At 55.7% G+C, this 12,762-nt stretch carries 13 protein-coding genes and 1 other RNA gene; 6 read left to right on the top strand and 8 right to left on the bottom strand.

All coding sequences use genetic code 11. The features are described from left to right. The first annotated feature begins 50 nt into the window (after positions 1–50). A complete protein-coding gene (gene cysM, locus IM314_RS16825) occupies positions 51–962 on the top strand; it encodes a cysteine synthase CysM (protein WP_028013998.1) in 912 nt (303 codons plus the stop codon). A 5-nt stretch (positions 963–967) separates the two neighbouring features. After that, positions 968–1,804 (top strand): pyridoxine/pyridoxal/pyridoxamine kinase, encoded by an 837-nt coding sequence (gene pdxK, locus IM314_RS16820; RefSeq protein ID WP_193358951.1) that lies wholly within the window; start codon positions 968–970, stop codon positions 1,802–1,804. A gap of 44 nt (positions 1,805–1,848) precedes the next feature. Here the strand turns inward: pdxK and crr are convergent, their stop codons facing one another. The 5 genes from crr to cysZ all read right to left on the bottom strand — a co-directional run bounded on the left by crr (position 1,849) and on the right by cysZ (position 6,642). Continuing rightward, on the bottom strand, positions 1,849–2,358 hold the full coding sequence (gene crr, locus IM314_RS16815; protein WP_003861316.1) for a PTS glucose transporter subunit IIA: 510 nt from the start codon (positions 2,356–2,358) through the stop codon (positions 1,849–1,851). Between the two features lie 40 nt (positions 2,359–2,398). Next, positions 2,399–4,126: a phosphoenolpyruvate-protein phosphotransferase PtsI gene (gene ptsI / locus IM314_RS16810; protein ID WP_008501604.1), complete on the bottom strand. Its 1,728-nt coding sequence runs from the start codon at positions 4,124–4,126 to the stop codon at positions 2,399–2,401. Between the two features lie 44 nt (positions 4,127–4,170). Beyond that, on the bottom strand, positions 4,171–4,428 hold the full coding sequence (gene ptsH / locus IM314_RS16805) for a phosphocarrier protein Hpr (protein ID WP_000487600.1): 258 nt from the start codon (positions 4,426–4,428) through the stop codon (positions 4,171–4,173). Between the two features lie 317 nt (positions 4,429–4,745). Further along, on the bottom strand, positions 4,746–5,717 hold the full coding sequence (gene cysK / locus IM314_RS16800; RefSeq protein ID WP_028013996.1) for a cysteine synthase A: 972 nt from the start codon (positions 5,715–5,717) through the stop codon (positions 4,746–4,748). 163 nt (positions 5,718–5,880) lie between these two features. After that, on the bottom strand, positions 5,881–6,642 hold the full coding sequence (cysZ, locus tag IM314_RS16795; RefSeq protein WP_028013995.1) for a sulfate transporter CysZ: 762 nt from the start codon (positions 6,640–6,642) through the stop codon (positions 5,881–5,883). 230 nt (positions 6,643–6,872) lie between these two features. On the opposite strand from cysZ, the gene zipA reads away from it, so the two are divergent. From zipA to IM314_RS16780, 3 genes are all read left to right on the top strand, one after another. Next, positions 6,873–7,847, top strand: coding sequence for a cell division protein ZipA (gene zipA / locus IM314_RS16790; protein WP_048999323.1), 975 nt, complete (start codon positions 6,873–6,875; stop codon positions 7,845–7,847). Positions 7,848–7,916: 69 nt separating this feature from the next. Then, positions 7,917–9,932, top strand: a complete 2,016-nt coding sequence (gene ligA, locus IM314_RS16785) for an NAD-dependent DNA ligase LigA (RefSeq protein ID WP_193358952.1) — start codon at positions 7,917–7,919, stop codon at positions 9,930–9,932. Position 9,933: 1 nt separating this feature from the next. Continuing rightward, positions 9,934–10,149, top strand: coding sequence for a DUF3820 family protein (locus tag IM314_RS16780; RefSeq protein ID WP_003861328.1), 216 nt, complete (start codon positions 9,934–9,936; stop codon positions 10,147–10,149). Here the strand turns inward: IM314_RS16780 and IM314_RS16775 are convergent. After that, positions 10,146–11,141, bottom strand: a complete 996-nt coding sequence (locus IM314_RS16775; protein ID WP_041908807.1) for a bile acid:sodium symporter family protein — start codon at positions 11,139–11,141, stop codon at positions 10,146–10,148. The two genes, IM314_RS16780 and IM314_RS16775, sit on opposite strands and share 4 nt — an antisense overlap. Before the next feature lie 89 nt (positions 11,142–11,230). Here IM314_RS16775 and IM314_RS16770 point away from each other — a divergent pair, with 89 nt between their 5' ends. Further along, positions 11,231–12,166 (top strand): LysR family transcriptional regulator, encoded by a 936-nt coding sequence (locus IM314_RS16770; RefSeq protein ID WP_041908810.1) that lies wholly within the window; start codon positions 11,231–11,233, stop codon positions 12,164–12,166. Here the strand turns inward: IM314_RS16770 and IM314_RS16765 are convergent. Together IM314_RS16765 and IM314_RS16760 are read right to left on the bottom strand one after the other, a co-directional pair. After that, a complete protein-coding gene (locus tag IM314_RS16765) occupies positions 12,163–12,501 on the bottom strand; it encodes a FlxA-like family protein (protein ID WP_136485294.1) in 339 nt (112 codons plus the stop codon). The two genes, IM314_RS16770 and IM314_RS16765, sit on opposite strands and share 4 nt — an antisense overlap. Before the next feature lie 125 nt (positions 12,502–12,626). Further along, positions 12,627–12,755, bottom strand: a non-coding RNA gene (locus tag IM314_RS16760) — RtT sRNA. Between the last annotated feature and the right edge of the window lie 7 nt (positions 12,756–12,762).

Below are 12,762 nucleotides of genomic sequence, written 5' to 3'. Positions count from 1 at the left end.
TTTTCGCCCGGTGGCGTGATGCTTACCGGGCTTTTTATTGAGTAAAAATCGTGAATACACTCGAACACACCATCGGCAACACCCCTCTGGTCAAGCTTCAGCGCATGGGATGTGCCAACGGCAGCGAAATCTGGGTCAAACTCGAAGGCAACAACCCGGCAGGGTCGGTGAAAGACCGTGCGGCGCTGTCGATGATTGTCCAGGCCGAGAAACGCGGTGAAATTAAGCCAGGAGATGTGCTGATTGAAGCCACCAGCGGCAACACCGGTATCGCGCTGGCAATGATTGCGGCGCTGAAAGGCTACCGCATGAAGCTGCTGATGCCGGACAACATGAGCCAGGAGCGCCGCGCCGCGATGCGCGCCTACGGGGCCGAGCTGATTCTGGTAACCAAAGAGCAGGGGATGGAAGGGGCGCGAGATTTAGCGTTAGCGATGGCCGAGCGCGGTGAAGGTAAACTGCTCGATCAGTTCAATAACCCGGACAACCCGTACGCGCACTACACCACCACCGGGCCGGAAATCTGGCAGCAAACCGGCGGGCGCATCACCCATTTTGTCTCCAGCATGGGCACCACCGGCACCATTACCGGCGTGTCGCGTTTTTTGCGCGAGCAGGAGAAACCGGTCACCATTGTTGGTCTGCAGCCGGAAGAGGGGAGCAGCATTCCGGGCATTCGCCGCTGGCCTGCGGAGTATATGCCAGGCATTTTTAATGCGCAGCTGGTGGATCGGGTGCTGGATATTCATCAGCGCGAGGCGGAGAATACCATGCGTGAACTGGCCGTGCGTGAAGGCATCTTCTGCGGGGTCAGCTCGGGGGGCGCGGTAGCGGGGGCGTTGCGCGTGGCGCAGGCAAATCCCGGTGCGGTCGTGGTGGCGATAATTTGCGATCGCGGCGATCGCTATTTGTCTACCGGCGTCTTTGGTGAAGAGAGTTATTCGCAGGGGGCGGGGATTTAAGCGTCATGGAGATGATTCTATTCCGGGATAACACCCGGGCGCAGCAAACCGACATTGTCGCGGTGCAGTCGCAGGTGGTTTACGGCAGCGTGGGGAACAGCATTGCGGTGCCAAATATTCGTACCCACAGGCTGAACGTGACCGCCGTGCCGACGGTGCTGTTTAGCAACACGCCGCACTACGACACCTTCTACGGCGGGGTGATCCCCGACGAGTGGTTCAGCGGCTACCTGAAGGCGCTGGAAGAGCGCGAGATCCTGCGCGAGCTTAAAGCGGTCACTACCGGCTATATGGGCAGCGCCAGCCAGATCGCGCTGCTGGCGCAGTGGCTGAGGGCGGTCAAAGCGCAGCATCCTGACCTGCTGGTGCTGGTCGACCCGGTTATCGGCGATATCGACAGCGGAATGTACGTGAAGCCGGATATCCCGGAAGCCTACCGGGAACACCTGCTGCCGCTGGCGCAGGGGATTACGCCAAACGTTTATGAGCTGGAAGTATTGAGCGGTAAGTCGTGCCGAACGCCGGAAAGCGCTATTGCCGCCGCGCAGGGGTTGCTTTCTGACACTCTGAATTGGGTGGCGATCACCAGCGCGCCGGTCGCCGATGACCCGCAAAACATCCACGTGGTGCTGGTGACGCGTGAAGGCGTGACCGTCAGCGCGCATCCGCGCGTAGAAACCGATCTGAAAGGGACGGGGGATCTGTTCTGTTCAGAACTGGTGAGCGGAATTGTTGAGGGGAAAACCGTTGCTGATGCCATTCGCATGGCCGGCGATCGGGTGACTGACGTGATGCTTTATACCCAGTCGAAAGGCTACGACGAGCTTATCCTCCCTGCATAAACAAAAATGGCGCCCGAAGGCGCCATTTTTCTGTGCGGCAAGAATTACTTCTTGATGCGGATAACCGGGGTTTCGCCCACGGTGACGCTGCCAGACAGTTTGATCAGTTCTTTGATTTCGTCCATGTTGGAGATAACAACCGGCGTCAGGGTAGACTTGGCTTTTTCTTCCAGCAGTGGCAGATCGAATTCAATCACCGGGTCGCCAACTTTAACACGCTGGCCTTCTTCCGCGATACGCTTGAAGCCTTCGCCTTTCAGTTCAACGGTGTCGATACCGAAGTGAACGAACAGTTCGATACCGCTATCAGATTCGATAGAGAACGCATGGTTGGTTTCAAAAATTTTACCGATGGTGCCGTCAACTGGAGCAACCATTTTGTTGCCAGTTGGTTTGATAGCAATGCCATCACCAACGATTTTCTCAGCAAACACTACATCCGGCACGTCTTCGATGTTGACGATCTCGCCGGAGAGCGGAGCAACAATCTCAATAGTTCCGGAGTCTTTCTTATCATCAGAAACCAGAGATTTCAGTTTATCGAACAAACCCATGATCTTCTCCTAAGCAGTAATTTGGGCCGCATCTCGTGGATTAGCAGATTGTTTTTTCTTCAATGAACTTGTTAACCAGCGTCATTAACTCGTCCGTTGTCGGTTGAGCAAGAGCCTGCTCTGCTAACACCTTCGCATCTTCGAAGTTCGTGTTACGGATAATCTTCTTAATGCGCGGGATGGAAATGGCGCTCATAGAGAATTCGTCCAGACCCATACCCAGCAACAGAAGTGTAGCACGTTCGTCGCCTGCAAGCTCACCACACATGCCAGTCCATTTACCTTCTGCATGAGAAGCATCAATAACTTGCTTGATCAAGTTCAGTACGGACGGTGACATTGGCTGGTAGAGATGTGAAATCATATCATTACCACGGTCAACTGCCAGGGTGTACTGCGTTAAATCATTGGTACCGATACTAAAGAAATCAACTTCTTTGGCTAAATGACGCGCAATGGTCGCCGCTGCTGGTGTTTCCACCATCACGCCGATCTCAATTGACTCGTCAAATGCTTTACCTTCGTCGCGCAGTTCCTGTTTGTAGATTTCGATCTCTTTCTTCAGTGCACGCACTTCTTCAACAGAGATGATCATCGGGAACATGATGCGCAGCTTACCGAAAGCGGAGGCACGCAGGATAGCGCGAACCTGGTCACGCAGGATCTCTTTACGATCCATCGCGATACGCACGGCACGCCAGCCCAGGAACGGGTTCTCTTCTTTCGGGAAGTTCATGTACGGCAGCTCTTTGTCGCCACCGATGTCCATGGTACGGACGATAACCGCCTGCGAGCCACACGCTTCTGCGACGGCTTTATACGCAGCAAACTGCTCTTCTTCCGTTGGCAGCGCGTCGCGGTCCATGAACAGGAATTCTGTACGATAGAGACCAACACCTTCCGCACCGTTGCGCTCAGCGCCATCAACGTCGCGTACGGTACCGATGTTTGCGCACACTTCTACCTGATGGCCGTCCAGGGTGATGGCTGGCAGGTCTTTCAGCTTAGCGAGTTCTGCTTTTTCAGTCGCAACCTGCTCCTGAACCGCGCGCAGTTTTTCGATCTCTTCGTTAGTTGGGTTGACGTAAACCAGATTGTTTACGGCATCCAGAATCAGATAGTCGCCGTTTTTCACCTGAGAGGTGACGCTACCGGTGCCCACGATCGCAGGCAGTTCCAGAGAACGCGCCATGATTGAGGTGTGGGAGGTACGGCCGCCCGCGTCGGTGATGAAACCGAGAACCTTTTTCAGGTTCAGCTGTGCGGTTTCAGACGGGGTGAGGTCAGCGGCAACCAGGATCACTTCATCCTGAATCGCGCTCAGGTCGATAATGGCCAGGCCCAGGATGTTGCGCAGCAGGCGCTTACCGATGTCACGTACGTCAGCCGCACGCTCTTTCAGGTATTCATCATCCAGCTCTTCCAGGGCAGTTGCCTGACCTTCGATAACTTCATGCGCAGCCGCGTCGGCCGTCATGCCTTTATCTTTAATCAGGGCTATGATTTCCTGCTCCAGCTCCTCATCTTCGAGCAGCATGATATGCCCTTCGAAGATGGCTTCTTTTTCTTCACCGAAAGTTTCGCCAGCTTTAGTTTTGATCGCTTCCAGTTGCGCAGATGCCTTGGCACGACCGCTCAGAAAACGTTCAACTTCCTGATCAACCTTGTCGGCAGAAATTTTTTTCCGGTCGATGACGATCTCGTCTTCTTTCAGCAGCAGTGCTTTGCCGAAAGCGATACCCGGGGATGCTAAAATGCCTGAAATCATAACCCTACCTTACTTGTGACTGATATTTAAAAGAACCCGGAAACTTACTCGAGCTCAGCCATCAGTTTAACCAGATGCTCAACTGCTTTCTGCTCGTCTTCACCTTCAGCAGAGATGGTAACAACGGTGCCCTGAGTCAGGCCCAGAGTCTGCAGTTTGAACAGGCTTTTTGCGCTAGCGCTTTTGCCGTTGGAAGTTACAGTGATTTCAGAAGTGAAGCCTTTCGCTTCTTTAACAAACTGAGCAGCAGGGCGGGTGTGCAGACCGTTCGGAGCGGTAATGGTAACTTCTTGCTGGAACATTGTATTTCCCCAACTTATAGGTTTAGTGTTGTGGAACTAAAGTCTAGCCTGGCGGCTTAACTTTAGCCTGTATTGTTAGCGCTGACGTTTCAATCGTCATTAAACATTATGCAGCGAAAGGAAGACTTGAACCAAATCATAAAATCGATTCAGCAAGGGTATTTCGTTCACTGATTAATTTCACGCTTCAAAATAATTGCTGGTTTAAATACCAGACACATCGGGGTGAAGCAATGCCAGGAGGGGCAAAAGTCTGAAGCAGGTCACAAAAAAGCACCCGAAAAGGTGCTTTTTTACGCGTTATTAACATACTGGCACTACTGTTGCAGCTCTTTTTCCGTGAACAGATCGGCAAACAGTGCGGTGCTCAAGTAACGCTCACCCGAAGAAGGAAGGATAACCACAATATTCTTATTGGTAAAGGCTTCATCTTCCTGAAGTTTGAGCGCTGCCGCAACGGCCGCACCGGAAGAGATACCCGCCAGAATGCCTTCTTCATCCATCAGACGACGCGCGGTAGAGATGGCTTCTTCGTTCGTAATGGCAACGACTTTATCGATCAGCTTCAGATCCAGGTTACCCGGAATGAAGCCCGCGCCGATGCCCTGAATTTTATGCGGGCCAGGCTTAAGCTCTTCACCCGCCAGCGCCTGAGCGATAACAGGGGAGTCGGTAGGTTCAACGGCAACGGTAATCAGCTCTTTTTTACCTTTTGTGCCTTTAATATAGCGAGACACGCCGGTCAGCGTGCCGCCGGTGCCGACGCCGGAGATAAATACGTCAACCTGGCCGTCAGTATCTTCCCAGATTTCCGGGCCGGTAGTCTTCTCGTGAATTTCAGGGTTAGCCGGGTTGCTGAACTGCTGCAGCAGAAGATATTTCGCCGGATCGCTGGCCACGATCTCTTCCGCTTTCTGAATGGCACCTTTCATGCCCTTCGCGCCTTCGGTCAGGACCAGGTTCGCCCCCAGCGCTTTCAGCAGTTTGCGACGTTCGATGCTCATGGTTTCCGGCATGGTCAGGGTCAGCTTGTAGCCGCGTGCGGCAGCAACATAGGCCAGAGCGATACCGGTATTACCGCTGGTCGGTTCCACCAGCTCAACGCCTGGCTTCAGCACGCCGCGTTTTTCAGCATCCCAAATCATGTTTGCACCGATGCGGCATTTTACGCTGAAGCTCGGGTTGCGTGATTCGACCTTCGCCAGAATGCGTCCATTACCGATACGGTTCAGTCGAACCAGGGGCGTATGACCGATAGTCAGCGAGTTGTCTTCATAAATCTTACTCATGGCCTGTCCTTAACTGTATGAAATTGGGATACCGACCCAGCATACCTGCTAAGCAGGTAGGGGGAAGTAAGGAATTCGCATATCTATATACTGCAAGGAAATAATGGGGATCAGTATGGAATAAGGGGCGGCATAAGCCACCCCTGCTTTACACATTTTTGCATTATTTCCATAACGCGTGCTTAGCACGATAACAGTCCACCCACATCGCCGTCGCGCCGCAAACCGCAACCGGCATGATGAACAAGTTAAGGAAGGGAATCATGGTGAACAGGCTGGTCAGCGCGCCGAACTGCATATTGGCGACCTTCCGGGTGCGCAGCGCGGTGCGCATCGCTTTGAACGGCACCTTGTGGTTATCGAACGGATAGTCGCAGTACTGGATGGCCAGCATCCAGGCGCTGAACAGAAACCACAGCACCGGCGCAACCGTCTGGCCAATGCCGGGGACAAAGTAGAGGGCAAGGAGTACAACCGCGCGGGGGAGGTACCAGGCAAACTTCTGCCACTCGCGCTTCATAATGCGCGGGATATCTTTCACGATCCCCAGCACGCCCGTGTCCGGTGGCGTCGCGCCGGTAAGCCGTGCCTCCAGCTGTTCCGCCAGCAGGCCGTTAAACGGCGCGGCTATCCAGTTCGCGATCGTTGAGAATAAATAGCCGAATACCAGCAGCACGGAGATGACCGCCACCGGCCAGAGCAGGTAGTTAAGCCACTGCAGCCAGTCCGGCACGTAGCTCATCAGCGACGGGATCCAGCTTTCGAGCTTTGTGAACAGCCACCAGAACGCGCCGCCCATCAGAATAATGTTGATCAGCAGCGGCAGAATGACGAAGCGACGGATACCTGGCAGTGAAACCAGCTTCCAGCCCTGAGAAAAATACCAGACGCCGCTGCGCGGGGGAGAAGACGATGTTGAAACCATAACCAGGCTGTACTCCTTTTTTCACAACCAGTGGAATTGCCCGCCTATATTATCCACTTGCGGACCAATGACCAGTTCGGAAATGTTCGAAAAACCAGCAAAAAGCACGATTTACTTCATCTTTATGCTGCGAATGCTCTGCACACACTTGCACTTGACGTAAACGGCAAATACTCTTAGTGAGTAAATGTTTGCCGTGGTGGCAAGGTGTTAGAACAACAGAGAATATAATGATGCAGGATTTGCGTCTGATATTAATCATTGTTGGCGCGATCGCCATAATCGCTTTACTGGTACATGGTTTCTGGACCAGCCGTAAAGAGCGTTCCTCGATGTTTCGCGATCGCCCACTGAAGCGCATGAAGTCCAGTCGTGATGATGATGACACTGAAGATGACATCACCGGTAGCGACGACGACGGCGTGGGTGAAGTTCGTGTTCATCGGGTCAATACTGCGCCCGGCGCGGCTCATGGGGAGCATGAAGCCCCCCGCGCTCCGCAGCACCAGTATCAACCGCCGTATGCCTCTGCCCAGCCGCGCCAGCCAGCGCCGCAGCCAGTGGAAGAACCTGTACGTCAGCCGCCGCAACCGCCTGTCCAACAGCAGCCCGCTGCGCCACAGCCGGTTCAACAGCAACCTGTGCAGCAGCCCGTGCAACAGCAACCTGCGCAGCAGCCGCAGCAGCCTGTTCATGTACAGCCTGCGCCGCAGCCCGCTCCGGCTCCGCACGTTGAGCCAGAGCCGGTCGCCGAGCCTGAACCGGTTGTTGAAAAGCCGCAGCGTAAAGAAGCGGTGATCATCATGAACGTGGCCGCGCATCACGGCAGCCATCTCAACGGTGACGTGTTGCTCAACAGTATTCAACAGGCAGGCTTCAAGTTTGGCGATATGAATATTTTCCATCGCCACCTGAGCCCTGACGGTAGTGGTCCGGCGCTGTTTAGCCTGGCCAATATGGTCAACCCAGGCACCTTTGACCCGGAAATGACCGGTGATTTCGTGACGCCGGGTGTCACTATCTTTATGCAGGTGCCGTCCTACGGCGACGAGCTGCAAAACTTCAAGCTGATGCTGCAGTCCGCTCAGCACATCGCTGATGAAGTGGGTGGTGTGGTGCTCGACGATCAGCGTCGAATGATGACCCCGCAGAAGCTGCGCGAGTATCAGGACCGCATCCGCGAAGTGAAGGAAGCCAACGCGTAATTGTCGCGTTTACTTCAACTCCTCCTCAACCCCCGCCTGTCGGGGGTTTTTTCTCATTGATGGTGCGATATGGACTCAATCGAACAACAACTCACTGAACTGCGAACCACGCTTCGCCATCATGAATATCTCTATCATGTTATGGACGCACCGGAAGTGCCTGATGCGGAGTATGACCGGCTGATGCGCGAGCTGCGCGAGCTGGAGGCGCAGCACCCGGAACTGATTACGCCAGATTCTCCGACCCAGCGCGTCGGCGCCGAGCCGCTGGGGGCTTTCAGCCAGGTGCGTCACGAAGTGCCGATGCTGTCGCTGGACAACGTCTTTGATGAAGAGAGCTTCCTCGCGTTTAACAAGCGCGTGCAGGACCGTCTGAAAAGCAGCGATTCCCTCACATGGTGCTGCGAGTTGAAGCTCGACGGCCTGGCGGTCAGCCTTCTCTATGAAAACGGCGTGCTGGTGCGCGGCGCCACGCGTGGCGACGGTACGACGGGTGAAGACATCACCACTAACGTACGAACCATCCGCGCGATCCCGCTGAAGCTGCAGGGTGACAACATTCCCGCGCGTCTGGAAGTGCGCGGCGAGGTGTTCCTGCCGCAGGCGGGATTCGAGAAAATTAACGAAGAGGCGCGTCGCACCGGCGGGAAAGTGTTTGCTAACCCGCGTAACGCGGCGGCAGGCTCTCTGCGCCAGCTTGACCCGCGCATCACCGCGAAGCGACCGCTTACTTTCTTCTGCTACGGCGTCGGTATTCTGGAAGGTGGTGAGTTACCGGATACGCACCTCGGGCGTCTGCTGCAGTTTAAAGCCTGGGGCCTGCCGGTGAGCAACCGCGTTCAGCTCTGCGACTCGCCGGAAGCGGTGCTGGCGTTCTACCACAAAGTGGAAGAGGACCGTCCGACGCTCGGCTTTGATATCGATGGCGTTGTCATCAAGGTCAATTCGCTGGCGCTGCAGGAGCAGCTGGGCTTTGTGGCGCGTGCACCGCGCTGGGCGGTGGCGTTTAAATTCCCTGCCCAGGAGCAGATGACCTTCGTTCGCGACGTGGAATTTCAGGTGGGCCGTACGGGCGCTATTACTCCGGTCGCTCGACTGGAGCCGGTGCAGGTCGCAGGCGTGCTGGTGAGTAACGCTACGCTGCACAACGCCGATGAAATCGAACGCCTCGGCCTGCGCATCGGTGACAAAGTGGTGATTCGCCGCGCGGGCGATGTTATCCCGCAGGTGGTGAACGTTGTTGAGTCAGAACGTCCTGATGATACGCGCGAGGTCGTTTTCCCGACCCACTGCCCGGTATGCGGCTCTGACGTAGAGCGTGTGGAAGGCGAAGCGGTGGCCCGCTGTACGGGCGGCCTGATCTGCGGCGCGCAGCGTAAAGAGTCGCTTAAGCACTTTGTTTCCCGTCGCGCAATGGACGTTGACGGCATGGGCGACAAGATTATCGATCAGCTGGTTGAGAAAGAGTATGTCCATACGCCAGCGGATCTGTTCAGGCTCACGGCGGGCAAACTGACCGGTCTGGATCGCATGGGGCCGAAGTCAGCCCAGAACGTGGTTAACGCGCTGGAAGCAGCGAAAGAGACTACCTTCGCCCGCTTCCTGTACGCGCTGGGCATTCGTGAAGTCGGCGAAGCGACGGCGGCAGGTTTAGCCGCGTACTTTGGTACGCTGGAGGCGCTGGAAAAGGCAAGCATCGACGAGCTGCAGAAAGTGCCGGACGTCGGCATCGTCGTCGCCACGCACGTCTTTAACTTCTTTGCCGAAGAGAGCAACCGCGAGGTCATCGGCAAGCTGCTGGAAGAGGGCATTAAATGGCCCGCGCCGGTGGTGGTCAACGCCGAAGAAATTGATAGTCCATTTGCCGGTAAAACCGTGGTGCTAACCGGTAGCCTTAGCCAGCTTTCACGCGACGATGCAAAAGCGCGTCTGGTGGCGCTGGGGGCCAAAGTGGCGGGCAGCGTGTCGAAGAAAACCGACCTGGTGATTGCCGGCGAAGCTGCGGGTTCGAAGCTGGCGAAAGCCCAGGAGCTCGGCATTGAGGTTATCGACGAAGCGGAAATGATGCGCCTGTTAGGAGAGTAACGTGGAGAAAGAGCAGCTCGTTGAGATCGCCAATACGGAGATGCCGTTCGGTAAATATAAGGGCCGCAGGCTGATCGATTTGCCGGAGGAGTACCTGCTGTGGTTCGCCCGCAAGGACGAATTCCCCGCCGGGCGCCTGGGCGAGCTGATGGCTATCACGTTACTGATCAAAACCGAGGGGCTGACCCAGCTGGTGCAGCCCCTGAAGCGTCCTTAAGCCTTCGCGGCGCGGGTCTCTTCCTGCGCCAGCTTTTCCGTCTGGCGCTTGTAGCGACGCGCCAGCACCGCGCAGACCATCAGCTGGATCTGATGGAAAATCATCAGCGGCAGCACCATCATCCCGATCACCGAGGTGGGGAACAGAATGTTCGCCATCGGGATGCCGTTAGCCAGGCTCTTTTTGGAGCCGCAGAAGACGATGGTGATCTCATCGGCTTTGCTGAAACCGCACTTGCGCGCCACAAAAACGTTCACCGCAATGACAATTGCCAGCAGAACGAGGCTGACCACCACGATAAACAGCAGCGAGCCTGCGCCCACCTTATGCCAGATCCCGTTCACGACCGCTTCGCTGAAGGCGGAATAGACCACCAGCAGAATCGACGACTGGTCGGTTTTGGAGATCCATTTCTTATGCTTCGCCACGAACGCCCCGGTCCACGGACGCGAGAGATGGCCCAGGACAAACGGCAGCAGCAACTGCAGGCAGATTTTCCCGACCTGCTCAAGGTTACCCTCCGCGCCGTGCATGTTCATCAGCAGGCCCACCAGCAGCGGGGAGACGAATATCCCTAACAGGCTGGATGCCGAAGCGGAGCAGACCGCGGCTGCAACGTTCCCTCCGGCAAGAGAGGTAAAGGCAATGGCAGACTGCACGGTGGCCGGGAGAATACAGAGATACAGGAAACCGGTGTAGAGCGCCGGATCGACGTTAACCGGTGCCCACCAGGCAAACAGCACCCCGAGGATCGGGAACAGAATAAACGTGCTGCACATCACCCAGAGGTGCAGTCGCCAGTGGCTACCGCCAGCGATAATCGCTTCGCGGGAGAGCTTTGCGCCGTGCATAAAGAACAGCAGTGCGATGGCGGCTGTCGTCAGTCCCTCAAAAAAAGGGACGAAACCGCCGCGAGCAGGGAAGAACGAGGCCAGTAAAACGGTGGCCACCAGGGTGAGCGTAAACGGATCAAGAATACGAAATAGTTTCATAATGACTCCTGAAAACAGATGTCGCTATTGTGCTTTTTTCCATTTGAGAAATAAAATTGATTTATTGCATCCATTCATGAATTAAACAGATGAATTATTCCCTACGCCAGCTTCGCATTTTCGTTACCGTCGCCCATGCCCGCAGCTTTAGCCGGGCAGGTGAAATGATCGGCCTGAGCCAGTCGGCGGTCAGCCACAGCGTGAAGGAGCTGGAAAACCAGACCGGCGTTAGGTTGCTTGATCGCACCACGCGCGAAGTGGTCCTGACCGAAGCGGGGCAGCAGCTGGCCCTGCGTCTTGAGCGGCTGCTTGATGAGCTGAACAGCACGCTCAGAGACGTGGGGAGGCTGGGGCAGCAGCTGTCGGGCACCGTGCGGGTTGCGGCCAGCCAGACGATATCCGCGCACCTTATCCCGCAATGTATTGCCGAGGGAAACCATCGCTATCCTGATATTGATTTTGTCCTGCATGACAGACCGCAGCAGTGGGTGCTGGAGAGCATCCGCCAGGGCGATGTGGATTTTGGTATTGTGATCGATCCTGGCCAGGTGAGCGATCTGGAATGCGAAAGCGTTCTTTCTGAGCCTTTTTTGCTGCTCTGCCGTGACGACGACCCGCTGGCAGCGTTGCTCGAGGTCAGCTGGCAGTCCCTGCAGGGGGCGAACCTGGTTTTACAGGATTATGCCTCAGGCAGCCGTCCGCTGATTGATTCCGCGCTGGTGAATCAGGGCGTTAAGGCAACGATCGTGCAGGAGATTGGTCATCCGGCCACGCTGTTTCCGATGGTGGAAGCCGGAATTGGCATCAGCGTGTTGCCCGCTCTGGCGCTTCCCCTGCCGCAGGGAAGCCAGCTGGCGGTGAAGCGGCTGACGCCCGTTGTCGAACGAAAGCTGATGCTGGTGCGGCGAAAAAATCGTTCGCTCTCGGGTGCGGCGCAGGCCATCTGGGAAGTGGTGCGTATCCAGGCACAACGATTAACCGAGGCCCGCATACGCGATCCACTGTTTAACGCATCAGACGATTAGATGAAGATATCAATCTGATTAGTGTCTGACGGGCTATTCACGCCTTCTACTTTGCCCAGTTTTTGATCCTGCTTCTTCTGAGCTTCTTCGGCCTGCTGGCGCTGCAGTGCGGCGAGCTGTGCCTGCAGCACTTTGATCTGGGTCTGAATCAGTTCCTGCTGCTTCTTCTTCTCATCTGCACTGCCGGGGCTGTTTGCCAGCTCTTTTAACTGCTGGGTCAGCTTTTTGATCTTGTCGAGAATGCGGGTGATTTGCGCAGAAATATCGTTACTGCTCGAAGTGCCACTCGCGCCGCTGGTTTGAATCTGTTGGGTTGAAGCCTGAATGGTCGTCATACTTTTTCCTCGCGTTATAAAACAGAGGTATCGGCACCGACGGGATTAGCTTGAGGAAAATGCGGCAGGTTCATATTTTTATATCGCAGATAGCAAAAAAGCGCCTTTAGGGCGCTTTTTTACATTGGTGGGTCGTGCAGGATGACTCGCTTCGCTCGCCCTTCGGGCCGTCGCCGTAAACGGCTCCGGTGCCTCACTGCGTTCGGCTCGAACCTGCTGCAGGTTCGAATCATCCAGATCGCAGATAGCAAAAAAGCGCCT

It is taken from the genome of Enterobacter cloacae complex sp. P42RS (assembly GCF_014930595.1).
GTDB lineage: Bacteria > Pseudomonadota > Gammaproteobacteria > Enterobacterales > Enterobacteriaceae > Enterobacter > Enterobacter bugandensis.
Note: the sequence above shows the minus strand (reverse complement) of the source record. Positions and strands in the feature narration are given on the sequence as shown.

Excerpts from the sequence above, each read along its gene's own strand:
- zipA (WP_048999323.1), top strand. The coding sequence starts at position 6,873 with ATGATGCAGGATTTGCGTCTGATATTAATCATTGTTGGCGCGATCGCC.
- ptsI (WP_008501604.1), bottom strand. The coding sequence starts at position 4,126 with ATGATTTCAGGCATTTTAGCATCCCCGGGTATCGCTTTCGGCAAAGCA.
- cysK (WP_028013996.1), bottom strand. The coding sequence starts at position 5,717 with ATGAGTAAGATTTATGAAGACAACTCGCTGACTATCGGTCATACGCCC.
- crr (WP_003861316.1), bottom strand. The coding sequence starts at position 2,358 with ATGGGTTTGTTCGATAAACTGAAATCTCTGGTTTCTGATGATAAGAAA.
- IM314_RS16765 (WP_136485294.1), bottom strand. The coding sequence starts at position 12,501 with ATGACGACCATTCAGGCTTCAACCCAACAGATTCAAACCAGCGGCGCG.
- ptsH (WP_000487600.1), bottom strand. The coding sequence starts at position 4,428 with ATGTTCCAGCAAGAAGTTACCATTACCGCTCCGAACGGTCTGCACACC.
- cysZ (WP_028013995.1), bottom strand. The coding sequence starts at position 6,642 with ATGGTTTCAACATCGTCTTCTCCCCCGCGCAGCGGCGTCTGGTATTTT.
- pdxK (WP_193358951.1), top strand. The coding sequence starts at position 968 with ATGGAGATGATTCTATTCCGGGATAACACCCGGGCGCAGCAAACCGAC.
- IM314_RS16775 (WP_041908807.1), bottom strand. The coding sequence starts at position 11,141 with ATGAAACTATTTCGTATTCTTGATCCGTTTACGCTCACCCTGGTGGCC.
- ligA (WP_193358952.1), top strand. The coding sequence starts at position 7,917 with ATGGACTCAATCGAACAACAACTCACTGAACTGCGAACCACGCTTCGC.
- IM314_RS16770 (WP_041908810.1), top strand. The coding sequence starts at position 11,231 with ATGAATTATTCCCTACGCCAGCTTCGCATTTTCGTTACCGTCGCCCAT.